The sequence below is a fragment of the Bacillus sp. RC51 genome, assembly GCF_044908115.1.
Lineage (GTDB): Bacteria > Bacillota > Bacilli > Bacillales > Bacillaceae_G > Bacillus_A > Bacillus_A mycoides.
Window position 1 is genome coordinate 91023 of sequence record NZ_JBIYCW010000009.1, and the last position, 26889, is coordinate 117911.

Below are 26889 nucleotides of genomic sequence, written 5' to 3' on the forward strand. Positions count from 1 at the left end.
CTTGCATTTGCTACGATTTAATCACCCTCAGCTCCCTTGTATAGACTTCGTGATGTCTGATCATTTTTATCCCGCTTTAATGGGCAGTAAGACCCCCACCTCAAAATTTAGCGAAAGCAAAGAAGTTAGGTGGGGGATCAACTGCCCATAAAAGTCCGATTGGTTCAACTAATAATCAGTGGGGGATGAAGCCCCCCACTGATTAAAGTTTCACTTTATCTAGACGTTTCATACGTCTAGATTCACTTTGGTTTATTGGCGCATGCCTTTAAATATATCTTTTATTTTGAAAGGAGAAATGACTATGAGATCAAAAAAATTCACGCTACTATTACTATCCCTACTACTTTTCTTACCTCTTTTTCTCACAAACTTTATTACTCCAAATTTCGCATTAGCAGATTCACCAAAGCAAGGTCAAAAAATTGTTGGGTATTTTCCTTCATGGGGCGTTTACGGACGTAATTATCAAGTTGCAGACATTGATGCATCAAAGCTAACTCATTTAAACTATGCTTTCGCTGATATTTGCTGGAATGGAAAACATGGAAACCCTTCTACTCACCCCGATAATCCAAATAAACAAACGTGGAACTGTAAAGAATCTGGTGTACCACTGCAAAATAAAGAGGTCCCTAATGGCACTCTCGTACTCGGTGAACCATGGGCTGATGTCACAAAATCTTATCCGGGATCGGGTACAACTTGGGAAGATTGTGATAAATATGCCCGCTGTGGAAATTTCGGAGAACTGAAACGATTAAAAGCTAAGTATCCTCACTTAAAAACAATTATTTCAGTTGGTGGCTGGACTTGGTCTAACCGCTTTTCTGATATGGCCGCTGATGAAAAAACAAGAAAAGTATTCGCTGAATCTACAATAGCTTTTCTTCGCGAATATGGATTTGACGGCGTTGATTTAGACTGGGAATACCCGGGTGTTGAAACGATTCCTGGTGGTAGTTATCGTCCTGAAGATAAACAAAACTTCACCCTTCTGCTTCAAGATGTTCGAAATGCATTAACGAAAGCTGGTGCAGAAGATGGTAAACAATATTTGCTAACAATCGCGTCAGGTGCAAGCCAACGTTATGCGGATCATACAGAGCTAAAGAAGATTTCTCAAATACTGGATTGGATTAATATTATGACATACGATTTCCACGGTGGGTGGGAAGCTACTTCTAACCATAATGCTGCACTATACAAAGATCCAAATGACCCCGCAGCGGATACGAAATTTTACGTAGATGGTGCGATAGACATTTATACAAATGAAGGGGTTCCAGCGGATAAACTCGTATTAGGTGTACCTTTTTACGGACGTGGATGGAAAAGTTGCGGAAAAGAAAATAATGGGCAATACCAACCTTGTAAACCAGGTAGTGACGGAAAGCTCGCTTCTAAAGGCACTTGGGATGATTATTCTACCGGTGACACAGGTGTGTACGATTATGGTGATTTAGCATCTAATTATGTGAATAAAAATGGTTTTGTTCGCGGATGGAACGATGTAGCGAAAGTACCTTATTTATATAATGCGACTACAGGAACCTTTATTAGCTATGATGACAATGAATCTATGAAATATAAAACAGACTATATAAAGACAAAGGGTTTAAGTGGCGCAATGTTTTGGGAACTAAGCGGGGATTGCCGTACAAGCCCAAAATATAGTTGTAGTGGACCAAAATTACTTGATACGCTAGTAAAAGAATTACTTGGTGGACCTATTACTCAAAAAGATACTGAACCACCAACAAACGTAAAAAATATTACTGTTACAAATAAAAATTCAAACTCAGTTCAATTAAACTGGACTGCATCTACTGATAACGTAGGCGTTACTGAATATGAAATTACTGCCGGAGAAGAGAAATGGAGTACAACAACAAATAGCATTACAATTAAAAACTTGAAACCTAATACAGAATACACATTTTCAGTATTAGCAAAAGATGCTGCTGGTAACAAATCACAACCTACTTCTATTCTTATAAAAACAGATGATGCTAACACAACACCTCCTGGTGGAAATGGCAATGCTACCTTTTCAGTCACTTCAAATTGGGGAAGTGGTTACAACTTCTCAATTATAATTAAAAATAGCGGAACGACCCCTATTAAAAACTGGAAATTAGAATTTGATTATAACGGCAATTTAACACAAGTTTGGGATTCTAAAATTAGTAGTAAAATAAATAATCATTACGTAATTACGAATGCAGGATGGAATGGTGAAATTCCTCCTGGTGGATCAGTTACAATCGGAGGGGCAGGAACAGGCAATCCCGCCAAACTTGTAAATGCATCCATTAATGAAAACTAAACGTAACCTCCATTAATTATTTCACTAAAGTTTGAATTTAGGTTTGAGTGCTCTATCCTAAATTCAAACTTTTAATTTTATGAAAAATCACAATTTATATTATAATAACCTATTATAATTATATTTAATTTCTAATATGAAGTTTATGTGAAGTTCATCTGAATTTCACATGAATTCCCTTTAAGTTCTATTGTCTTCCCATACTAATCACATTATCCTTTACATATAGGAATCATTTCCATTCCGTTTCAAACTATCTATATATAGATACAAAGATAGTGGCCTATTAGGGAAAGGCATCTAGTATTATTATAAATATAACCAAAGAAAAAGAACTCTTATGGTGCGCTTATAAGCGCACCATAAGAGTTCTTTTTCTTAAAATTCTCACGTAAGAGTTCTTGAAAATCATGTTACTCACAAAGAAAAGGCATTAGCTCATAAAAGCTAATGCCTTTTCTTTGTGAGTATTGTTAAACGTTCCATTTTTCGATATTCCATATTTTCGTTATCCATGCTTCATAGAAAGATGGCTCATGTGAAACAATTAAAACTGTACCTTTATATTGTTTTAACGCTTTCTGTAAAGCCGTCTTAGTCTCTGTATCCAAATGGTTAGTTGGTTCATCTAAAATTAAAACATTGCTTTTAGTTACGATAAGTTCGCATAATCGTACTTTTGTTTGTTCTCCTCCACTTAATAACTGGATAGATTTTAATACATGTTCTTCTTTCAATCCGCACTTTGCTAATGCTTGTCGGATTTCTTTTCTTGTCATATCTGGTCTCCCTGCCCATACTCTTTCTAGTGCAGTTATTTCTGAGGAAAATTCCTCTTGTGCAAAATAAGCGGGTTTTACTCGTTCCCCAACAGAGACTGAGCCGCCTAACGGTTTTATTTGTCCTAGTAATGTTTTTAACATTGTTGTTTTTCCAATCCCATTATGACCAATAATCGCAATCTTTTCCCCTTTTTTCACTTGAAAATCCAATTCCGGAAATAACGGTTCACCATAACCAATTTTCAGTTTCTCTACCTGTAATATACGACTCACTGGCTCAGTATAAACATTAAAATCAAAACGGGCGCGAGGTACATCGTTAACCTTTTCAACCTTTTTCATTTTCTCTAATACTTTTTCACGACTTTTCGCTTGTTTCGCTTTACGAATTTTATTTTTTTGAATAAAACCCTCTAAATGTGCAATTTCTTTTTGTTGTTTCGCATACGCCGCTTGTAATTGTTTCCTTTGTAATTGATAACTTTGCAAAAAGGTTTCATAATCTCCTACATAGCGCTTAACCTTTCGTTCTTCTAGATGATAAATAACATTCGTAATATTGTTCAAAAATATTTCATCATGCGAAATGATAATATAAGCTTTTTCATACATTTGTAAATACGATTGCAACCATTCTATATGTGCTGTATCTAAATAGTTAGTTGGCTCATCTAATAATAAAACATCCGCTTTTTCTAAAAGGATTTTCCCAAGTAACAACTTTGTCCGCTGACCACCACTTAACTTTGAAACATCCTTTTCCAATCCTATTTCAAACAAGCCTAAGCCTGTTGCTACTTCCTCAATTTCTGTATGAATTTGATAAAAATTAGAATTCTCCAATATAGTTTGTAACTCTCCATACCTTACTAACAATTTCGCTACTTCTCCTGCTCCAGCCATCTCTTCTGTAAGTTTTAACATGTCACGTTCCAACTCATACAGGTTAGAAAACGCACTTTGCAAGTATTCTTCAATTGTTATGCCTTCTTGTAAATCTATATGCTGTTGCAAAAAGCCAATCTTCACATGTGGAAACCATTCAATGTTTCCATCATCATGTATAAGTTCTCCTGTTAACAAGCGTAATAATGTGGATTTTCCAATTCCATTTTTCCCTACTAGCCCAACATGTTCGCCCTTTAATAATCGAAAGCATGCATTATATAAAATGGTTTTCTCACCATATGAATGACTTACATTTTCTACTGTTAATATACTCATCTTTTTTCTCTCCTTTTCTTATGATCCATAAGCTAAATAGAGAGAACAACAGTATAAAGCCTTATTTAGTTATACATATAAAAATGGGTAAGATGAATACACCTTACCCATTACATATTATCGTAAGAAAGGATTAAGGTTCTTTACCTGCTGTCTTCAATTTAGCTTATTTGTTAAAAATGGGCAGACTTCTCCCGTATCAAGCTAAAACCATTTGAAGAACAGTTGATAAAGTCATTTTATCCTTTCACTCCTTTAACATTTGTTATATTAAGAGTATAAACTACTCTGTTATATTCTATTCTCTACTTTTTCTTTTGTTCCTTCTTCCAATTTATCCGATGTTAATGAACCCACTATTTCCCCTATAGATTTCATCTTCCTCCTTCAATAGAAAAAAGCCTCTTAACAGCAATTATACAAAAAACTGTTAAAAGACTTTTTTCTATTTTTTCATGTAAGGAGCCAATACTCTTAAAATTTCTTCCTTATCCTTCTTTAACTCAAGAGATGTTAACATATCCATCGTTCGCGGCCTAGGTAATTCCACTTGGACCTCGCCAACTATTGATGCTGGTCTTTGAGATAAAATAAATACGCGATCAGAAAGTAAAATTGCCTCATCTAAGTCATGTGTAACCATAACAATTGTTTGCTTTTCTTGATGCCAAGAATTTAAGAGCCAACTATGTACTTCCATTTTTGTAAATGCATCTAATTTTCCAAAAGGCTCATCAAGTAGCATAATTGGCTTTTCACATAAATATGTGCGAAGGAAACTAATTCTTTGACGCATTCCACCTGATAACTCATCTGGATAATGGTCCGCATATTCATCTAGCTCAAACTGCTTTAATGCTTCCATTCCTTCTGTCAGCCTTTGTTTTTTAGGCTTCCCTTCAATTTCCAATGGAAGAACGATATTTTGCAAAGCCGATCGCCACGGTAGTAATAAATCTTGTTGCGGCATATAACTAACAACATCTTGTTTTTTTACATACTCTTCGTTATAAAACACTTCTCCGCTCGTTGGCTCTTCAACACTTGCAATCATATTTAATAATGTACTTTTTCCACAACCACTCGGACCTACAAAAGAGACAAACTCTCCCTCTTGTATAGAAGCACTAATATTTGCTAATACATTCTTTCCATCGAAAGCTTTTACAATATCTTTTATTTGTAATCCACTCATTTTTCACTTGGAAGGAATTCATTTGTAAAGGCATCTTTTACATCGATTTTCTTTTTAATAACTTTGTTGTCATATAAGAAATTCATGTAATTTGTCCAAATCTCTTCCTTCTGTACTCCCCACGCTTTTGCATCATCTTGATACTTTGTACTTAACCACTTTTGGCTTTCTTGTACTAATTCTTTATTCACATCTGGAACAGCTTTAATTAAAATATCCGCAGCTTCTTTCGGTTCTTTAATTGCAAAATCATAACCTTCTGTCGTTGCCGTCATAAATTTTTTCACAAAATCTTTATCTTGCTTCGTATGTTTTTCACTTGTAATAATAACAGGACTATAGAAATCAAGCGCTGGATCTAAGTCTTTTACCATAATTGTATTTAACTCTTTTCCTTGACGCTTCGCTTCAATTCCATCCCATCCATAATAAATCCATTCAAAGTCTGCATCACGACCAATTGATTTAAAGAAATCTGTTTGTCCAAGAATAATTTTTTCAACTTTATTAAAATCAGCTTGATGTTTCTCCATAATCGTCTTTAACGTCGCTTCTTCTGCTGGTCCCCCCCAGCCGCCGTAACGTTTACCTTCAAAATCTTTTGGTGACGTCATATTATCTTTTTTTAGAGATGCAAAAGCAGAGGTATTATGCTGAATAATTGCACCAACAGAAACAACTGGGATTCCTTCAACACGAGCTAATGTTACATTTTCTTGTGCGCTTATCGCAAAGTCTGCTTTCCCAGAAGCAATCATCTGCTCTGCCGTTACATTATCACCAGGCTGGATAATTTCTACATCAAGCCCTTGCTTTTTGTAATAATCTTTCGTTTGCGCTACATATAAGCCAGTATGATTCGTATTTGGAAACCAATCTAAAACGACTTTTACTTTTTTATCTTTACTTGAACTTTCTTCTTTCTTCGCCGGATTACATCCGGCAACAGTTACTGCTAATAATGCAGCTAACATAATTTTTAAACCTTTTTTCATTTTCTGCCGCCCTTTCTGTATATCCATGGTGCTGTTATTCTTGCCATAAATTCAACAATAAAGTACAGACATAATGTCACCATGACGATAATCGCTGCAACACCAAATACTCGAGCCGTTAAAAAGGATTTTGTTGCTCTTGTAAGCATAACTCCTAATCCTTCACTGGCACCAAGCCATTCCCCAATAATCGCCCCCATCACACTATATGTAACAGCAATTTTTAAACCTGAGAAAAAGTATGGGAGTACTGCTGGAAACTTTACTTTCTGGTAAACTTGCCATTTCGTTGCCTTCATTGTTTGTAACAGTTTCAGCATATTTTTATCTACCGTTTGGAAACCTTCTAAAATGCTAAGCGCAATTGGGAAGAAACAAACAAGAATAACAACCATTACTTTTGGCAACATTCCGTATCCAAACCAAATAATAAATAATGGTGCGAGCACAACGATTGGAATTGTTTGCGAAATAACGAGCAACGGATTCATTAAAATCCGAAATAAAGGGATGACATCCATAATGATAGCAATACTCGTCCCAAGTAAAATTGCAAAAAACAACCCAATTATTACTTCCTGTAACGTTTGCACTGTATTCGGTAATAGTAAATCTTTCATTCCAATTAACTCTTGCACAATTGCAGAAGGCTTCGGTAAAATCCACGGCTCAATTTTAAATAATGAAACAGATCCTTCCCATATAGCAATGAGAAGGATAAGCCAAATTGTTGTGATTATTTTAGATCGCTTCTGGTTTTGCATATTCATCACGGTACTTCCAAACTTTTTCGTCAATCGTTACGCCCGTACTTGGACGATAGTGAATTTTAATAGAAGTGATTACTTCTTCTGCTCCAGCATCGACGCAAGCTTGTTGTGCGCGTTTAATGACGTCAAGAAGTACATCTAATTCTCCTTCCAACGTTGTTTCCATTGCCCCTACTTCATAACGAACTCCCGACTGTTGTACAACTTCAATTGCTTTATCAACAACGGAATACACATCTTTGTTCTTCGCTTGTGGTACTACTGAAAATGAAATTGTAACTTGTTGTGACATAATCAAATCCCCCTTACAAAATATGGTTCCAAAAAAAGAAAAGGCTTTCCTACCATGTAGGAAAGCCTTGTATACAAGTTATTCTATAATAACTTATGCTACATCACTTTAAAGTAACTCCCTACGCTGGCATTATCCAGATCAGGTTGAGGGTCGATGTATACTTACATCCTCTCAGCCAATTGGCTCCCCGGTTCTTAATTCGTTTTCATTGTAGCATGATTTATTTTATTGAACAAACAAAAGCGTACATATCATTTCATTATTTTTGGAAAATATCCAACTTCTTCACCATGAGCTAATAATTGCTGAATAAATTCTTTATTAATCGCTGGCACTACCAGTTCTTTTTTCTTAATCCATTCATTCGTTCTACGAGTACCCATTACAATTTCAGATTGCTGTGCTCCATCTCCTGCAACTTGAGAAGCAATTAGCTCTGCTATTACTTCATCTTCCTTCGCTAATATAAGCCCCCTATTTATATATTGCGAGAGTGGAACCATTTCAAGATTGTATCCACATTCCTCAATTAGCTTTATAAAATGTTCAAATTCAATTTGATGTGGATGACAAATATGTAACGTCTCTCCTACAATTTTTTGATCTTGTAAATACGATACAATCGACTTACTGGCAAAGTCAATTGGTGTAAAATCAACCTTCCACTTCACATTTGGTGCCTTTCCAATTAGAAGCATCGTTTTAATAAGACGATAAAATGCATTTCCTTCAATGTTTTGTTGGAACGAACCCGTTTCTGAATGACATGCTAGGTTACCTGCACGATAAATATTCCCTTGTATGCCGCTCTTCAAAGCTTCACGAACAAGATTTTCCGCCTGTAGTTTACTATCGGAATACACATTCTCTAACTCTACATTATAATTGAAATCACCTGTTTCCATATATGTATCCCATTGCTCTACCGCTAAATCTATTGGAATACCAATTGTAGAAATAAAGTGGAATGTAGCACCATTCTCAGCTAATGCTAGCATACGGCCCGTGCCTTGGACATTCACATTTTCAAATTGTTTTACATCTCCAAAATGTCTTACATCTGCACCACAATGAATTACCGTATCAATCTTGGAACTAATTAAAGTGAATTCCTCTTCGCTCATCCCAAGATACTCTTCTCCGAGATCACCAGGTACAGCCTGTATACGCTGTAACCACTCTTCACATATATCATTAAAGTAACTTGCTAATGTATCGATAATTCTTTGCTGCACATCTTTTGTCGGCCTTACTAAACAATAAATAGTAGCAGATGTATCTCTCAGTAATTCATATAATATGTGCGACCCCAAATAACCAGTAGCTCCTGTTAAAAAGACATTTGAAATGTGGATGTCTTCCAAAGCATTTGAATAAGTAATGGTATCCGGTTCATGAATCACCTTATATTCACGGAATACTTCTTCTGTCTCTACTTTTACTTCTCTCTCAATTCTAGCTAATCCATATATCGTTCTTTCTTTAAAGAAATCCTGAATTGTTAAGTGTGAAAAATCTTCTTTTAACAATGTTAAGACTCGTAATACCTTCAATGAATGTCCACCAATTGTAAAGAAATCATCATGCACTCCAATTTTTGAAACCCCTAATACCTCCGCCCAAGCGTTCGCTATCTGTTTTTCTGCTTTAGTAGAAGGCGCAACATATTCTTGTAGACGAATCGGCTCGTACTTTTCTTCTAACTGGGCTAACTTCTTAACATCAATCTTTTTATTTGGTGTAAGTGGTAGTTCATTAATATAAATTAGTTTAGATGGCACCATATAATCCGGTAACTGCTCTTGTAGCTGATAAACTAATTCTGGTATTTCCTTTTTGTTTAAAGTTGTATAGAATGCAATTAAATATTGGCTACCTTCCTTACTCTTCTTAGCAAAAACAGCATTTTCTTTTATATTATGATCTTGAGAAATTTTACTTTGAATTTCTCCTAATTCAATACGATGTCCTCTAATCTTTACTTGATCATCTTTCCGATGTAAAAACTCTATATTTCCATCTTCTAATAGTTTAACAATATCACCTGTTTTATATATATTGACTATAGGATTAAAAGGGTTTGGAATAAAAGCTTCAACTGTTTTTTCAGGCTTATTAAAATACCCCTTTGCTAATCCTACTGAATCTATATACAATTCACCAGGTACACCAATTGGACAAAGATTCATATTCTCATCCAAAATTATAACTTGATAATTAGCACATGGCTTACCAATTGGGATACTCGCATCATCCTCATTCAACTGACTAGGTATTTGATAGGTTGTCGTCACTACAGTACATTCTGTTGGTCCGTATACATTATGAATTTCAACATTTGTACCTATTCTTTCTCTCCACATTTTAATAACCTCTACAGGCAACATTTCACCGCCAATAGCAATTCTTTTTAAGGAAGCTAGCTTATATACATCTTCTTTTGCTAAATAAGTTGCTACTTGTCGAACAAAAATTGTCGGCAACGCCAAGATTGAATTCGCTTTTACTTTATGGATTGCAGTTGCAAATGCTTCTACAGACAATCGCTCTTCCTCTAATAATACATACAAGTTTCCTCCGCAAAATAAAGAAGCGAATGACTCCCATACAGAAGCATCAAAGCTAAAGGAAGGAAATTGTGCAAATACATCTTCTTCTGTCAATTCATATTGCCTTTGCATCCAAGTGTACAGGTTAATAACACCTCTATGTGCTAACATCGTTCCCTTTGGATTTCCTGTTGAACCAGATGTATAGATCATATATGCTACATCATCACAATGAATAGACAACTTTACATCTGTAGCCTCACAAGTTTCACTATCATAAATTGAGACAGTTTGAACCTCATCACATGTTATAGGTGTTTCTTTCATTAAAATAACTTTCGCTTGGCTATCTTGAATAATGTACTGAATTCTACCTTCTGGATAATCTGGATCAATTGGAACATACGCTGCACCAGCTTTCAATATGGCCACCATACTTACTACTGTGTCTATGCTACGTTTCATAAATATTCCAACATAGTCGCCTAACTGCACACCGTTCTTAATTAACAGATGGGCTATTTGATTACTTTTTTTATTTAGTTCCTCATATGTTAAAGTACCCTCTTTTGAAGATAAAGCTGTACAATTCGGAAATTGAGTAACAGTTTTGTAGAACATATCGACAATACTTTTCTCAGGGTATACTGCTGTCGTGTCATTCACTAGATTATAAAGTGCCATCTCGGCCTCTGTAATAATATTAAAATGCTTTATATACTTACTTGTATTTTGTAATGCATCAATTAAAACACCATTTATTTGTTGTGCATAACGAATAATTGTTGTCTCTTTCCAATTAACACTATTAAATATCACTTCTACACTTTGCATATTTTTATTCAATACAAATTGTAACGTATTCTTGTCTTGTAAATCATAATACGTTTCACCAATAATAATAGGTGAAATTTCAGATGAATTATTACTGTTTTGAAACTCTCCTATTTCTTCCTCATTCATTTCTTGGATTTGTTCCACTTGCTCTACAATCTGCAAATTCAAACTTTCATAGGAGAGATAATTAGAAACTTCAATAGTAATAGGAAATAAACTTCCTCTTGTATGATAGAGCACGATAATGTGCTTTTCTTTAGAAATATGATATAACCACGTTGCAGTTGCTCCTATTAAATCTACAATATGAGTCAGTTTTGGGAATGGCATAGTTTTTCCTTTTATTCTAAACTCCATCTCCTGCGCATCTTTAGGTATTTTAATACTTCCTTCTACTTTTCCTAAAAATTCTTTTACCATCTCATTATAAGAAATCGTTAATTTCATATTTATGTAAATTCCTTTCCTAAATATAATAAAGGTGTGAAAATCCACACCTTTTTTCATCCCGTATTTACAGGCAGATTGGTTCAATTCATAATCAGAGGGCTGGATAAACCAACCCCTGATTAGAATTTCACTTTCTCCTTATTCACTTTTAAACTCACCAATTAGCTCTTGTAATTCCTGAGAAAGCCAACTTAAAGAAGTCGCCAATTCTGCAATATCTTGTACTGATATTTCTTGCTCCTTCATACTTTCTTCAACATTACTACTGCTATTCGCATAAGTATTCGCAATATGTGATAATTCATTTACGACTTGAACGATATTCTGGCTATTTTGTAAAATATCACCTGAGTTGCTAGAAACAGCCCTAACTTGATCTGTAACAGACTGTGCTGACTTTGAAATTTTCTCGAAGAACGCACCACTACTTTGAACAAGAGTAATTCCAGATTCTACTTCTTTTGAACCTTTCTGCATTGAAACTACAGCCTCTTCTGTTTCAGCCTGCGTTTCACTAATTAATTTCGCTATATCTTTCGCTGACGTTTCAGTTTGTTCTGCTAATTTGCGCACTTCATCAGCAACAACTGCAAACCCTCTTCCAGCTGCTCCAGCACGTGAAGCTTCAATAGAAGCATTTAAGGCTAATAAATTTGTTTGATTTGAAATACCTGTAATTACAGTTACAATATCACTAATTTCTTTTGACCTTGTTTCTAACGAATAGATGATAGAAGATAAATCTTGTACTGCATTTTGGATTAAACTCATTTGATTAATAATTTGTCCAATGACTTCATTACCTTCAATTGAATGTTGCTCCATACCTTCTGAAGCAACTGCAACTTGTTTCGCGGCCCCAGTTATCTCTTCTACCTTATTTTCCATTCCATGTACAATTCCTAGGCATTGTTGTACTGAAGTTTCTTGAGATTGCGCTCCTACTCTTAAACCTTCAATAGAACTTGCAATCTCTTGAACTGCCATACTGTTTTCCTCTGTACTTGCCGACAATTCTTGTGAAGAAGAAGAAACTTGCTCAGCAGTCTGCCTTACTTTATCTATAATTCCTTTAAATTTATCAATCGTATTATTGAAATATACATTAATAATTCCAATATCATCTGGTCTTTCTTTTAATTTAATACTTAAATCACCTTCACCAATCTTACGTAATCCCTCTCGTAAATCTTTTAATGGAGCTAACGAGTGACGTACGATAAAGAATTGAGTAATAGTTGCAATTGCTAATGAAATAATAATAAAGAGTATACCCTGTAGCACAAAATTCTTCTTTGTACTAGGAACGATAGAAGCGTCTAAGTCAGCCGCAACAATTGCAACAATATTGTTTTCTCCATCTGTAATTGGCTCTAATATTGTCACCCACGAACCTAATTCATCTTCATATACTTCTGTCATCTGAGCCTTTTTCGTATCCATCACTTTATCGTATGCATTCATCCAATGAGCGGGTTGTTCATAATAATCTCCCGGCTTTACAGGGACTGCATTTGTTAACTCTGTAGTCAAACCAACGAGTTGTAGCTCTCGCTTTTCATTCGCTTTTGCTCCTGTAACATACGTTTGTCCAACACTTTTCAACTCTTTTGACACTTCATCTAATTGCTCTGTTAACTTTTCTTTTTTCACTCTTTCGGCTGTAGGATCTTTCGTCATGTCTCTAACTAATTCTACATCCAGTTTTTTTAGCACTATCTCTCCCGTTTCAATAGACTGTCTTTCAAATAAAGACATCATACTATTTTGAAACATGTTGAAGCTTAATGCACCCATACTTCCAACAAGCGTCAAAATAACTAAGACAGTTAATAGGACGTTCTTTTGAAGAAATGATAACTTATGCCAATACTTTTTCACTAATATTCACCTTCCTTAATTATCAAAATTAAAAGCAAAAAAACAAAATATAAGAATATTTTGCTTGAAAATGATTCTCAATATGTTCGAGAATAAAAAAAGACCAATGTAAAAACATTGGCCAAGACCAACCCTATCCGTCCGGTAACTGGCTAGCATAGCCTTTCGACCTTAGCTCCTGTAGTTTTGCGTCCTCATGTTTCCATAAGTTTGCCTTTCTCGCTGAACGAGTTGAACGATATGGGAGTTCTATGAGAATTACAATATTCTCTTTCAAAGATTACAACATAAAAATTAAAATGTCCACCCATTTGTACATATAAATATAAAGTTTTAACGGATTATTTTTTCGAAATAATTTAACAAAGTACGTGAATGTTACATTTCTTGTGTTATATAATAAAAAATGTATATAAAATAAGGACTATTACGGATGTTTATTTAATTTTCATTCAAATTAAATTATTCGAATATATCTTAACTTACGAATTTCGGAGGTAGTTTATCATGTTTTGGCTACAATTTCTTACGTTACTACTCTGCATTTTTATCGGTGCACGCCTAGGCGGAGTTGGTCTAGGAGTAATGGGTGGCGTTGGTATGGCAATACTTGTTTTCGTCTTCCACTTACAACCTACAGCTCCTCCTATTGATGTAATGCTTATGATTTTAGCAGTAATTACAGCTGCCGGTGCTTTGCAAGCTGCTGGAGGAATGGATTACCTTGTCTACCTTGCTGAGAAAGCATTACGAAAAAATCCAAAGCGTATTACATTTTTTGCTCCTATTGTTACTTATTTATTCACGCTATGCGCGGGAACTGGTCATGTCGCTTATTCTGTACTTCCCGTTATCGCCGAAGTATCTCGCGAATCAGGAATTAGACCTGAACGACCAATGTCAATTGCCGTTATCGCTTCCCAGCAGGCAATTACAGCTAGTCCAATATCGGCTGCAACAGTTGCGCTTTTAGCAATGTTAGCCGACTATAAAATCACCTTGTTAGATATTTTAAAAGTCAGTATCCTTTCTACTTTTATTGCTTGTATGGTAGCTGCATTCGTTGCTAGTAAAATGGGAAAAGAATTAAATGAAGACCCTGAATACTTGAAGCGATTAAAAGAGGGAATGATCCCTAAACTTGAAGAGAAAAAAGAATTTTCGGGTGTAAAAGGCGCTAAATTATCAGTTATCCTTTTCCTAGTAGGAACTTTCCTTGTCGTACTTCTTGGTTCATTTGAAGCCCTTCGTCCGGGATGGATGGTTGACGGAAAGTTAGCTCGTCTTTCCATGCCAAACACAATTGAAATGGTCATGTTAACCATTGCTGCTCTTATTATTATTTTCTGTAAACCAAATGTGGAAAGCATTGTAACTGGTAACGTCTTTAAAGCAGGCGCAACAGCAGTTGTTGCTATTTTTGGTATCGCTTGGATGGGAGATACTTTCTTCAACGGAAACTTAAATATAATTCAAGGATCAATTCAACACTTAGTGACAAGTGCACCATGGTTATTTGCTATTGCACTATTCATTCTATCTATTTTACTGTATAGCCAAGCAGCAACAGTTCGTGCTTTAGTGCCACTCGGACTATCACTTGGTATTCCGCCGGCATTACTTATTGCGATGTTCCCTGCAGTAAATGGATATTTCTTCATTCCAAACTACGGGACAATCGTTGCTGCAATTAACTTTGACCGTACTGGTACAACAGGAATTGGTAAATATGTTTTAAATCATAGCTTTATGATTCCGGGCCTGATCGCAACCTTTACTTCTATTGGAATTGGAATGCTCTTAATTTCAATTATGTTTTAAAGAAAAAGCACAAACCTTTATTTAAAAAGGTTTGTGCTTTTTTAATCAAACGTTTGTTTAAACTTTTTTGGCAGTCTATTCCTCCATATAGCATTTAAAATATTACATGGGCTTTTTCTACAAACTCTTATTTACTTCCTCAACTAATTTCTTCGTACTTTCATACGCAGATTCCGCTAAGCTAATCGCTGAAATAACTGAAACACCATCCGCACCCGCTTCTATAACAGAAGCTGTATTTTCAATTGTAATCCCACCAATCCCAACGATCGGTATTGTAATCTCTTGTTCCCTAAAATACTTTAGACCTTTCGTTCCTTGAACCGCTTTTGTATCTTTTTTCGTACTCGTCGGAAAAATTGGACCAACTCCTAAATAATCGGCTCCATTTTCAATCGCCCAGCGTGCTTCTTCAATTGTATGTGTAGATACTCCAATAATTTTATCTCCCATTTTTTTACGAACAGATGTAATTCCTTCATCATCTTGTCCAACATGCACGCCATCTGCATCTAACTCGAGGGCTAGTTCCACATCATCATTTACGATGAATGGTACATCGTACTCCTTGCAAAGCGCTTGCAGTTCTTTCGCAAAATCAATACGTTTCTCTCCCGTTAAAGCCCCTTCCCCCTTTTCACGAAATTGAAAAATTGTTATACCGCCTTCAAGTGCATCTCTCAATACTTGTAGTCGCTCCTTCGTACAATTGTTACTTCCCATAATAAAATATACTCGTAATAACCTAGACATTTCATCCATTGTAATGCGCGACATCTAGTTCCCCTCCTTACTGTATAACCTCAATCTTTCCATACTTCTCAATATCATCTGAAGTTGTATTCGCTAACTGATTTAAAAATTCAATTTGAAAGCTTCCTGGTCCATTCTCTACTGTTTTCGAAGCCGCTATTTCTGCTGCTACTCCATAGAATGTTAATGCGGCTACTGCTGCCTTTACATAATCCTTTTCTACCGCTACAAATGCTCCTATTACAGAAGTTAGTAAACAACCTGTTCCAGTAACTTTCGTTAAAATAGGATGGCCATTTCGAATAAGAATAGTTCGCTCTCCATCTGTAACAACATCTTCTTCTCCAGTAATTACCGCAACTGTATTTAATTCATCCGCTGCCTGTTTTGCAATATTTACAACATTACCGTTTCCAGTACCAGCATCTACACCTTTAATTTCCCATTTTTCATTAATAACGTTAGCTATTTCAGCTGCATTTCCGCGAATAACAGCTAAATCGATTTCAGCTGGAATATATCTCGCGACTTCTGTTCGATAAGAAGTTGCTCCTGCCCCAACTGGATCAAACAATACTGGTACATCATTCGTATTTGCTGATTTACCAGCAAGTAACATCGCTTCTACCTCTTCAGGACGAAGTGTACCCATATTTAAAACAAGGGCTCCCGCAATGCTAGCCATTTCTGCTACTTCTTCTTTTGCATACGCCATTACAGGTGATGCTCCTAATGCTAACAAACCGTTTGCTGTAAAATTTGTTACAACAGCATTTGTAATATTATGCACAAGTGGATTAGACTCTCTCACCAAATCCACTACTTTACTAATTTCTTTCATATTCATCCTTTTCATCTCCTAACTTTAATGATGGGAGATACACAAAAAGGCACTTTGCGCGTACGCAAAGTGCCTGAACATGTGCTTTTACACTCTCCCTACGCTGGCATTATCCAACAGGTTCAAATGGTCAATGACGGATTAGTCATACTCTCAGTTTGCATCCACAAACTCCCATGTGTTTATTATTCATCTACTTCAAAGTCTACTCTTATTCTAGTAAAATAACAAGTTCTTTACTTTTATAAAATGATAGAGATCATAACTCTCCTGGTTCAACCATTCTTCGCCTTTATATAAGTAAAACTCTCACACGTATATTTCACCACAAATAACTCAAACCGTCAGCAAGACTGAATAGAACAAAGATGTATGCTATATTTAACGTATGGAAATTTGAAAGGATGTTTTTAAACATGGCAAAAAGTATTGTAATTGCTGAAAAACCTTCTGTTGCACGTGATATCGCACGTGTACTGAAATGTGATAAAAAAGGGAACGGCTATCTTGAAGGTAGTAAATATATTGTTACTTGGGCTTTAGGTCACCTTGTTACATTAGCTGATCCAGAAAGCTATGATGTGAAATATAAACAGTGGAATTTAGAAGATTTACCAATGCTACCGGAGCGTTTAAAACTAACCGTTATTAAACAAACAGGGAAACAGTTTAACGCTGTAAAAAGTCAGCTTCTTAGAAAAGATGTAAATGAAATCATTATAGCTACTGACGCCGGTCGTGAGGGGGAGTTGGTCGCACGCTGGATTATCGATAAAGTTAAAATGCAGAAACCGATTAAACGTCTATGGATTTCATCTGTTACCGATAAAGCAATTAAAGATGGCTTCGCAAATTTAAAACCAGGAAAAGCATATGACAATCTATACGCTTCAGCTGTCGCACGTTCAGAGGCTGACTGGTATATCGGACTTAATGCGACTCGAGCATTAACTACTCGCTTTAATGCCCAACTAAATTGTGGTCGTGTTCAAACACCTACTGTAGCCATGATTGCAAGCCGTGAAGATGAAATCAAACATTTCAAAGCTCAAACTTACTATGGTATCGAAGCTCAAACAGCTGAGAGATTAAAGCTAACTTGGCAAGATACAAAAGGAAATAGCCGTAGCTTTAATAAAGAAAAAACTGATGCAATCGTGAACAAAATTAGTAAGCAACATGCTACTGTTGTAGACATTGATAAAAAACAAAAGAAATCGTTCGCCCCTGGTCTTTACGATTTAACTGAACTACAACGTGATGCGAATAAAATATTTGGTTATTCTGCGAAAGAAACATTAAACATTATGCAAAAATTATATGAACAGCATAAAGTTTTAACGTACCCTCGTACAGATTCACGCTATATTTCATCTGATATTGTCGGCACACTTCCAGAGCGTCTGAAGGCTTGCGGAGTTGGAGAATACCGTCCTTTAGCACATAAAGTATTGCAGAAACCTGTAAAATCTAACAAATCATTTGTTGATGATAGTAAAGTAAGCGATCATCACGCAATTATTCCAACAGAGAGCTATGTAAACTTCTCAGCTTTCACAGATAAAGAACGTAAAATTTATGACTTAGTTGTAAAACGTTTCTTAGCTGTTTTATTCCCAGCCTTTGAATATGAACAACTAACATTGCGCACGAAAATTGGTGATGAAACGTTCATCGCACGCGGAAAAACGATTTTACATGCTGGTTGGAAAGAGGTTTATGAAAATCGATTTGAAGATGATGATGCAAGCGATGATGTAAAAGAACAAATCTTACCTCGCATCGAAAAAGGCGATACATTAAACATAAAACTAATTGTCCAAACATCAGGGCAAACGAAAGCACCTGCACGTTTTAATGAAGCAACATTACTTTCAGCGATGGAAAACCCAACAAAATACATGGATACGCAAAACAAACAACTTGCTGACACGTTAAAGTCAACTGGTGGATTAGGTACTGTAGCTACACGAGCTGATATTATCGACAAGTTATTCAATTCGTTCTTGCTTGAAAAACGTGGTAAAGATATTCACATTACTTCAAAAGGCCGTCAGTTACTTGATTTAGTGCCGGAAGAACTGAAATCTCCTACACTAACTGGTGAATGGGAGCAAAAGTTAGAAGCTATCGCTAAAGGAAAATTAAAGAAAGAAGTATTCATTTCAGAAATGAAGAACTATACGAAAGAAATTGTTGCTGAAATTAAATCGAGTGATAAGAAATATAAACACGACAACATTTCAACGAAGTCTTGTCCAGACTGTGGTAAACCAATGTTAGAAGTAAACGGTAAAAAAGGTAAAATGCTTGTATGCCAAGATCGCGAATGTGGTCACCGTAAAAATGTATCCCGCACTACAAATGCACGCTGTCCTCAGTGTAAAAAGAAACTAGAACTTCGTGGTGAAGGAGCAGGCCAAATTTTCGCATGTAAATGTGGCTATCGTGAGAAACTTTCTACATTCCAAGAGAGACGTAAAAAAGAATCCGGCAGCAAAGCTGATAAACGCGACGTTCAAAAATATATGAAACAGCAGAACAAAGAAGAAGAACCATTAAATAATCCGTTCGCAGAAGCTTTAAAGAAATTAAAATTTGATTAAACAAAAAGGTTCCTACCGCTATCGGTAGGAACCTTTTATTTTTAATGAATAATTTTACTTCCTTTTGCGTTCTCAACAAACTTTTCACTTGATTTGTTAATTGGTGTTTTCAGTAATAACGCAGCAACAATCATAACTACTACGAAAACACTTAACACAAGTAAATCTCTAGTTACTATATCCCAAAGCATTCCGCCAACTGTTTCACGAATTGCACTAATTGCATATGTGAATGGTAAGAACGGATAAATCGCTTGGAAGAACGGTGGTGTCATTTGAATTGGGAATGTTCCGCCTGATCCTGCTACTTGCAGTACAAGTAAAATGATCGCCATCGATTTCCCAACGTTTCCGAAAATAGAAACGAGTGAGTATACGATACAAACAAAGACTCCCCCAATAAATAAACTAAATAACACAAACCAGAACTTATCGACTACGTACGTACCGAGTAAGAATATATCTCCCATTGATACGATAAACGCTTGTGAAAGACCTATCGTTAAGAATGTTAATAAACGTCCGAAGTAAACTTCATGGCTCTTATAATTCGCGCCCTCTTCGTGTACTTCTACCGTTAATAATGAAACCATTAATAATGCGCCTACCCATAATGCAAGCACTGTATAGAATGGTGACATTGCTGAACCGTAGTTCGGCATTGCAAATAATTTATTCTCTTTTAAATTTACTGGATTTGCAAAGTAGTCACTTTGCTTTTCAACATCATTCTTTAATAAGCGTATGATGTCTTTTATATCCTCTTCAGATTCAAAATCACGAATTTTATCTGCTAATTCTTTAATCTTTTTCTCAGTCTCCGGCATTTCAGCTTTAATGTCTGCAATTTTCTTTTGACCATCTACTAAGCCTTTTGATGAATCTTCAAGTAATTTTTTTACATCTGGAAGCTTCTTATCTGCCTCGCCTAAAATTTGAGATGTATTTTTAGACATCTCTTTTGTACGAGCAATTGCTGTGTTAAAGTTTGGAACAATTTCTGAATCATATGTTGCTAAGAAATCTCCTAATTGAGCTGAAGCATTTTTAGTTGCTTCATTAATACTTTCTACAACCTCTTTTGTAGGCTTCTGTCCATTGTTAATTAGTGTAGTTGCCTTATTCGTTGCATCTATACCTTTTTGAACAGTATTTTGTGCTTTATTCAATTTTGCAATTCCATTATTAAGGTTTTTGCCACTATTTACATCTGCTAATACCTTATTTGTGCTTTCTAGAACCGGAATCGCATCACCAATTAGATTCTTAGTAGCTTTTAATTGACCATTTAAATCGTTTAAAGCTACTTTTGTGCTATCTAATCCATTAACACCTCTATTATTTACGTCTGCTATAACACCTTCAAAAGTATTTTTTGCCTTATCATATTCATTTTTCACAGTATCGTATGTTTCATTTGCATCAGCTTTCGCTTGATCAACTGTGCTAACTGCCTTTTTATAATCTGCTACAAATGTTTCATTATAATCTTTTTCAGCTTGATCAATTAATCCATTTGCTGCATCTAATTTTTGATTTGCTGCATCTGTTACATCTTTCTTTACTTCTTGTCCTGTGCCAATAACATTTACAATATCTTTAATACCGTTGTTTGCATTTTCCATTTTGCCTTTAAGACTAGTTAAGCGATCCACTCGCCCTTGGAAGAAGCTTTGACCAAAATCAGTCGTCGCTGATTTTTGAAGTTCAGTAAATACATTAATAAGATACACAATACTATCCGTACGACCTTGAAGATTCTCAGAAACCGCATTAAGATCTTGCTTTGCCTTTTCTGGATCGAACTGGCCATTTTGTAATCCGTTTACAACACTTTTCCCGTATGATGTTCCTGCACGCGCCGAGTTTAAAACATTATTCACTGTTTGATTAAGATTTCTTGCAATATTTTTATAACCTTCATCATTCAACTTTGAAAGATCCGGACGCGCTGGAAACTCAGGTAATCCCTTCATACCAGAAAGGTCTACCCCTGGGTTCATTAAAAAGTTCGTAACAGCATTTGCTTTGTCCATTACATCTTTAGCCGTTGTTAAATGATTTCGTATCGTCCCAGGTGCATTTTGCAATGTTTGATCGTTGTTTGCAAAGAACTTATCTAAATTCCCTAACGCTTCTTGCCCATCATTAATAACACTTTCTACAACTGGCAACTCTTTCTGCGCTACTTTCACAACATCTTCTGCCCGAGTCGCATCATCTAATGCCTTATCCACAAGTGTATTCATTTCTGGGAACTGTGCTTCTAACTTAAATACGAGATCCTTGACCTTCTCAATACTCGGTAAGTTAGTTTCTAAATCGATTCCAAGGTCATTGAAGATTTTAAAAATCTCACCGTTTGCTGTTTTAACAAAGTTTTTACTAACCTCTTCTGTAAGACCCGATGCACCTTTAGCTGTAATTTTCGGTGCAATCGCATTTACTTTTTCATTTACATAGTAATCAAGTTCTGGTTTCTGTGGATTTTCATTCAAGACCGTTGCAATCTTTTCAGAAAAATCTTTTGGAATAGTAATACTTGCGGAATAATCTCCACGCTCTACTCCATAAATTGCTTGCTTTTCATCAACAAACTTCCACCCGAAATTTTTGTTCTTCTTAAGTGAATCTACAATTTCTTCCCCGATGTTAATATCTTTCCCTCTTAAATTTGATCCAACATCTTGGTTAGAAACTGCAATTTGGATTCCTTTCGTATTTCCGTAAGGATCCCAAGAAGCTTTAATGTTAAACCATGCATATAACGATGGTAAAATCATTAACCCTAAAACAATAACAATTGCAGCCCAATGTTTGGCTACATTCCGTAAATCTGTCTTATAAATACGCCAAATTTGTTTCATAAAAGTTATCACCTAATTATATATTTTTCCTTCTTTAGAAAATGATACATACATTTTGTAATTATATCACTTTCTACATCGTGGATTAAACGAAAACATACTATTTTTCCCATTAAATATTTCACTTACTTCATTATATAACGAAGTAAAAAAAGTATGCATACAAAATGACCAAATTAGTTTTACATTCAATAATAACAAATATATAGGAAATGTCATAAAAAATACAAGTATTTTCTCTTGGGAATACTTGTATTTATCAAAAAACCCTCCCAGCTTTTCATTATCTGTGAGGGTTTCTTCTATTATATATCTAATTGTACTTCTACACCGAAATGGTCAGAAATTACATTTCGATTTGTTCCATTAAAAATGACTTTTGAAGAAGTAACTGTTTTACTTTGATTGCTTAATATTAGGTCGATTCGTAAGTTTTGTTTATTTTCATCCCAACCAGCAATCTCACCTTGGACAGTTGTTCCTTCATCCTTCTTTATCGCTAGTTCATATGTGTCATATAAACCTTTTTGCATCGTATACTCATAACCCTCTCCTTCCAAACGAGCATTGTTATTAAAATCACCCATTAAGAAGGAAAGTTCATTGCTATTTACACGCTCCATTAAACGATCAACTTGGTCTTTGAATGATTCTTCTTCATCATTCCACCAACCGAGATGGCAAGAATAAAACGTTATATTCTTATCATTATAAGCAATTGTTGCACTTACAATTTTGCGTGTTTTCCAATACGTTGTATCCTTATTTTCTGAGACAAAGAACGTATCTTCCTTTACAATGTTGTGCTTTGTTATAATTGCTAATCCTTCTTCGTACACATCATATCCAATATGAGAGAAATCCCAAATAATATTGTATTCTTTTACATTTAATGCTCTTAACTCTTCTAGCAGTAAAAGTCCAAAATTATCTTTTTTCTTGTTACCGCATACATTTTCAGCTTGTATAGACTGACTTACTTCTTGCAATGCGATCACATCATAATCTTCTTCTTGAATTGCTTTAGCAAGATACTTTATTTTTTCAATTTGATTCTCTTCTTGCCAAGAGTGACAATTTAAAGTTAGCAATTTCATATTATTACGCACCTAACATATCTTGAATGTCTGACTTTAATACGTCAGCTTTCGGGCCATATACGGCTTGTACACCTTTATCTTTAACAATAAGTCCTAAAGCACCATTTTGTTTCCATTGTGCTTCTGGTGCAACAACATCTAAATCTTTTACTGTTATACGTAAACGTGTCATACAAGCATCCACGTCAGCAATATTATCTTTTCCGCCCAATAAATCAATAACTTTTGTTGCTAATGAACCATCTTGTACATTTCCTGTTCCTTCTGTTGACTCATCTTCATTATCAATATAGTTACCTGCACGCCCTGGCGTTGGTAAATTGAATTTTTTAATTAAGAAGTTGAATAACGTAAAGTTAAGGCCGAAGAACACTAATGAAACAATGACAAAGTTGATTAAATCTCTCGTTAAACCTGCATTGATCATCATTGGTGTACGTGTAATTAACTCAATAAATCCAAATGCATGAACACGTAAATTAATTAAATCCGCTAATGCGAATGCAAGTCCTGTTGTAATTGCATACACAACATATAATACTGGTGCAATAAACATGAACATGAATTCAATTGGTTCTGTTACACCTGTTAAGAATACTGCTAATGCAGCTGATAAGAACATTGGTTTATATTTTGCACGTTTTTCTTTATCAACATTACGGAACATCGCAAACGCAATCCCCATTAACGCTGCCGTTGAGCCGATAACTTGTCCAGCTTTGAAACGAGCTGGTACAACGTTATTTAATAAATCGTTATATGCTTTCGTATCTCCATTTGCTAATAAGTTATTTAAATCTGTAATCCATGCAAGCCATAACGGATCTTGTCCCGCTACAATTTGTCCAACCTTTGAGCCAGTTAACATCGTATATGTTCCGCCTAGCTCTGTGTAGTTCATCGGAATTGTTAACATATGATGTAATCCAAATGGTAATAATAAACGTTCTAACGTTCCATATACAAACGGTGCAATAACTGGTGCACTATCTTTAGATGCTGCAATCCAGCGACCAAATTCATTTAATCCACTTTGGATAAATGGCCATACAAGTGATAATACAATCGCAGTGACTGTAGACCAAACAATTACAACGAATGGTACGAATCGTTTTCCATTAAAGAATGCTAATGCCTGTGGCAGTTTATTATAATTGTAGTATTTGTTATATAAAGTAGCTCCTAAGAAACCTGTGATAATCCCTACGAAAACTCCCATGTTTAATGCTGGTGCACCAAGTACAGAAGTAAAGTAATCTTTTACAAGTAAATCTCCTGCTAAAAATGAAGAAACTGTCGCTTTTGAATCCGTTAACATTTGAGCGTTTACGCCAAATATAGCTCCTGTAATTCTGTTTGTTAAGACGAATGCTAATAGTGCTGCAAATGCACCACCTGCTCGATCCTTCGCCCAAGATCCCCCAATTGCTACTGCGAATAAGATGTGTAGATTTGTAATAATTGCCCAACCGATGTCTTCCATTACTCGAGCAATTGTATGAACTGCGTTAATATCCCCAGCAGACATCCCAATTAACTTACCGATGGAAATCATTAAACCAGCTGCTGGCATTACAGCTACAACCACTAATAATGCTTTCCCGAACTTTTGCCAAAAATCAAAAGACGTAATTTTCATCTGTTCTTCCTCCCCTTTATTTATAACAACATAATGATTTAAATTATAATTTCTGTTTCTCTTATGAAAACGATTCCTTATGTTACTTTTTTCTCTTTACGCAACCGTTTTCATAAATCTATTTTAATAAAAGCGTTTTCACATTGCAATAGAAATTTATTTTTTTTCATAAAAAAAGATGCTCAAGGAGCATCCTTTTTCATTATGAAATGCGATAAACCCTTGTTTCATAAGGTTTTAACGTGATTGTAGTTATTTGTTCATGTTCCGCAACTTTATAGTTATTTAAAAGCAAACGTTTGCGTTCTAATGCGAATAAACTCGCATTATACACAGCTTCCTCTTTTGAGATATTACTAATTACAATGACTTTTTCATCCTGTAACGTACGTGTATATGCATAAATTTGTGGATCGTCTTCTAAAAGTAAATCGTACGTACCGTAGTTCAGTACATCGTGCTCTTTTTTCAAGGCAATCATTTTCTTATAGAAATTGAAAATAGAGTTCTCTTCATTTTTTTGCTTTTCAACATTAATTTCTTTGTAATTTGGATTCATGCTAAACCAAGGTGTACTTGTTGTGAAGCCAGCATTCATTTCATCGTTCCACTGCATAGGTGTACGTGAATTATCGCGGCAAGAAGCCCATATAATTTCCATCATATCTTGATGTGATACGCCCTCTGCAATTTTCTCACGATATAAATTTTTAATTGCTACATCATCGTAATCTTCAATATTTGGGAACTGAACATTTGTCATACCAATTTCTTGTCCTTGATAAATAAACGGTGTGCCGTGCATAAAGAAATACATCGCTCCTAAAGCCGTTGCACTTTCACGCCAATATTCTTTATCATTTCCCCAAGTAGACACAATACGTGGCTTATCATGATTTTCAATATATAAAGCATTCCATCCCTTATTTTCTAAACCTTTTTGCCACTTTGTTAATACTTTTTTCAACTCAACAACGTCAAGGTCTTTCTTCTTTTCTGCATCCCATAAGCTTAAATGCTCAAATTGGAATACCATATTGAATTTACCGTTCTCTTCTCCAACCCAAAGATCAGCATCTTCAACTTTCACACCATTTGCTTCTCCAACAGTCATAATATCGTATTTAGCAAATGTGTTTTCTTTTAATTCTTCTAGTAATGGCTGAATACCATTTACATTCATATGTTTGTCAAAAGAAGGCACATACTTTAACCCTTTTGGGTTTGGCATATCCTTGAGGCCATCTTCTTTTTTTATATGACTAATCGCATCGACGCGGAAACCATCAATACCTTTATCAAGCCACCAATTAACAGTATCATATAAAACTTCACGAACTTCTTTATTCTCCCAGTTCAAATCTGGTTGTTTACGCGAGAATAAATGTAAATAATATTGCTCTGTCACTTCATCATATTCCCATGCAGAACCATTAAAGATACTTTCCCAATTGTTTGGTTCCGCGCCGTCTTTCCCATCCTGCCAAATATACCAATCACGCTTCGGATTGTCTTTAGAAGAACTTGATTCAATAAACCATGGATGTTCATCACTTGTATGATTAATAACTAAATCAATAATAAGCTTCATGTCACGCTTATGAACTTCATCTAGTAGCATATCAAAATCTTCCATCGTACCAAATTCATCCATAATGTCTTGATAATCACTAATATCATAGCCATTATCATCATTAGGTGACTTATACATTGGACAAATCCAAATTACATCTATACCTAAATCTTTTAAATAATCCAGTTTTGCAATAATACCTTGTAAATCTCCAATACCATCACCATTTGAATCCATAAAGCTGCGTGGATAAATTTGATAAGCAACTGCTTCTTTCCACCATGTTTTCTTCATAATAACTCTCTCCTTTTGCATCTCTATTTTTTATGCAAACGTTTTCGTAACACTATCATAACAAAATATGGAGAGTTTGCAACTGTTT

16 protein-coding genes and 3 riboswitches are annotated in these 26889 nt (G+C 35.3%); of the genes, 3 read left to right on the top strand and 13 right to left on the bottom strand.

Annotated features, from left to right (window positions below; genetic code table 11):
* The first annotated feature begins 304 nt into the window (after nt 1-304).
* Entirely contained in the window at nt 305-2329 is a 2025-nt protein-coding gene (locus ABH959_RS18420; RefSeq protein WP_404493028.1) for a glycosyl hydrolase family 18 protein, read from the top strand.
* A gap of 473 nt (nt 2330-2802) precedes the next feature.
* Here ABH959_RS18420 and ABH959_RS18425 read toward each other — a convergent pair whose 3' ends face one another.
* The 7 genes from ABH959_RS18425 to ABH959_RS18455 form a co-directional block, all read right to left on the bottom strand.
* The gene (locus tag ABH959_RS18425; RefSeq protein ID WP_404493029.1) at nt 2803-4335 is read right to left on the bottom strand and encodes an ABC-F family ATP-binding cassette domain-containing protein; all 1533 of its coding nucleotides are present in this window, start codon (nt 4333-4335) and stop codon (nt 2803-2805) included.
* 445 nt (nt 4336-4780) lie between these two features.
* Nucleotides 4781-5530 (bottom strand): ABC transporter ATP-binding protein, encoded by a 750-nt coding sequence (locus tag ABH959_RS18430; RefSeq protein ID WP_002139487.1) that lies wholly within the window; start codon nt 5528-5530, stop codon nt 4781-4783.
* The gene (locus tag ABH959_RS18435; protein ID WP_002124979.1) at nt 5527-6525 is read right to left on the bottom strand and encodes an ABC transporter substrate-binding protein; all 999 of its coding nucleotides are present in this window, start codon (nt 6523-6525) and stop codon (nt 5527-5529) included. The genes ABH959_RS18430 and ABH959_RS18435 overlap by 4 nt, the downstream gene beginning before the upstream one ends.
* A complete protein-coding gene (locus ABH959_RS18440; protein WP_002091231.1) occupies nt 6522-7295 on the bottom strand; it encodes an ABC transporter permease in 774 nt (257 codons plus the stop codon). Before ABH959_RS18440 ends, ABH959_RS18435 begins: the two co-directional genes overlap by 4 nt.
* Nucleotides 7267-7587 (bottom strand): MTH1187 family thiamine-binding protein, encoded by a 321-nt coding sequence (locus ABH959_RS18445; RefSeq protein WP_000082898.1) that lies wholly within the window; start codon nt 7585-7587, stop codon nt 7267-7269. Before ABH959_RS18445 ends, ABH959_RS18440 begins: the two co-directional genes overlap by 29 nt.
* A gap of 101 nt (nt 7588-7688) precedes the next feature.
* A riboswitch (TPP riboswitch) is annotated at nt 7689-7790 on the bottom strand.
* 51 nt (nt 7791-7841) lie between these two features.
* The gene (locus ABH959_RS18450) at nt 7842-11423 is read right to left on the bottom strand and encodes a non-ribosomal peptide synthetase family protein (protein ID WP_404493030.1); all 3582 of its coding nucleotides are present in this window, start codon (nt 11421-11423) and stop codon (nt 7842-7844) included.
* 141 nt (nt 11424-11564) lie between these two features.
* On the bottom strand, nt 11565-13307 hold the full coding sequence (locus ABH959_RS18455) for a methyl-accepting chemotaxis protein (RefSeq protein WP_404493031.1): 1743 nt from the start codon (nt 13305-13307) through the stop codon (nt 11565-11567).
* A gap of 140 nt (nt 13308-13447) precedes the next feature.
* A riboswitch (cyclic di-GMP riboswitch) is annotated at nt 13448-13532 on the bottom strand.
* A gap of 282 nt (nt 13533-13814) precedes the next feature.
* On the opposite strand from ABH959_RS18455, the gene ABH959_RS18460 reads away from it, so the two are divergent.
* On the top strand, nt 13815-15128 hold the full coding sequence (locus ABH959_RS18460) for an anaerobic C4-dicarboxylate transporter family protein (RefSeq protein WP_404493032.1): 1314 nt from the start codon (nt 13815-13817) through the stop codon (nt 15126-15128).
* Nucleotides 15129-15245: 117 nt separating this feature from the next.
* On the opposite strand, the gene thiE is transcribed toward ABH959_RS18460, so the two are convergent.
* Both thiE and thiM read right to left on the bottom strand, forming a co-directional pair.
* Nucleotides 15246-15905 (bottom strand): thiamine phosphate synthase, encoded by a 660-nt coding sequence (gene thiE / locus ABH959_RS18465; RefSeq protein ID WP_113937993.1) that lies wholly within the window; start codon nt 15903-15905, stop codon nt 15246-15248.
* A gap of 13 nt (nt 15906-15918) precedes the next feature.
* Complete coding sequence (thiM, locus tag ABH959_RS18470; protein WP_113937994.1) at nt 15919-16728, bottom strand: hydroxyethylthiazole kinase; 810 nt, start codon at nt 16726-16728, stop codon at nt 15919-15921.
* 72 nt (nt 16729-16800) lie between these two features.
* A riboswitch (TPP riboswitch) is annotated at nt 16801-16910 on the bottom strand.
* 228 nt (nt 16911-17138) lie between these two features.
* On the opposite strand from thiM, the gene topB reads away from it, so the two are divergent.
* Nucleotides 17139-19328 carry a DNA topoisomerase III gene (gene topB / locus ABH959_RS18475; RefSeq protein ID WP_113937995.1) on the top strand — a complete coding sequence of 730 codons (2190 nt, stop codon included), beginning with the start codon at nt 17139-17141 and terminating at the stop codon, nt 19326-19328.
* A 41-nt stretch (nt 19329-19369) separates the two neighbouring features.
* On the opposite strand, the gene ABH959_RS18480 is transcribed toward topB, so the two are convergent.
* From ABH959_RS18480 to ABH959_RS18495, 4 genes are all read right to left on the bottom strand, one after another.
* Entirely contained in the window at nt 19370-22195 is a 2826-nt protein-coding gene (locus ABH959_RS18480; protein WP_113937996.1) for a YhgE/Pip domain-containing protein, read from the bottom strand.
* A gap of 305 nt (nt 22196-22500) precedes the next feature.
* Nucleotides 22501-23292, bottom strand: a complete 792-nt coding sequence (locus tag ABH959_RS18485; RefSeq protein WP_404493033.1) for an endonuclease/exonuclease/phosphatase family protein — start codon at nt 23290-23292, stop codon at nt 22501-22503.
* Nucleotides 23293-23296: 4 nt separating this feature from the next.
* Nucleotides 23297-24934, bottom strand: a complete 1638-nt coding sequence (locus tag ABH959_RS18490; protein WP_002140238.1) for a PTS transporter subunit IIBC — start codon at nt 24932-24934, stop codon at nt 23297-23299.
* 202 nt (nt 24935-25136) lie between these two features.
* Nucleotides 25137-26801: a glycoside hydrolase family 13 protein gene (locus tag ABH959_RS18495; RefSeq protein WP_404457617.1), complete on the bottom strand. Its 1665-nt coding sequence runs from the start codon at nt 26799-26801 to the stop codon at nt 25137-25139.
* Nucleotides 26802-26889 lie beyond the last annotated feature (88 nt).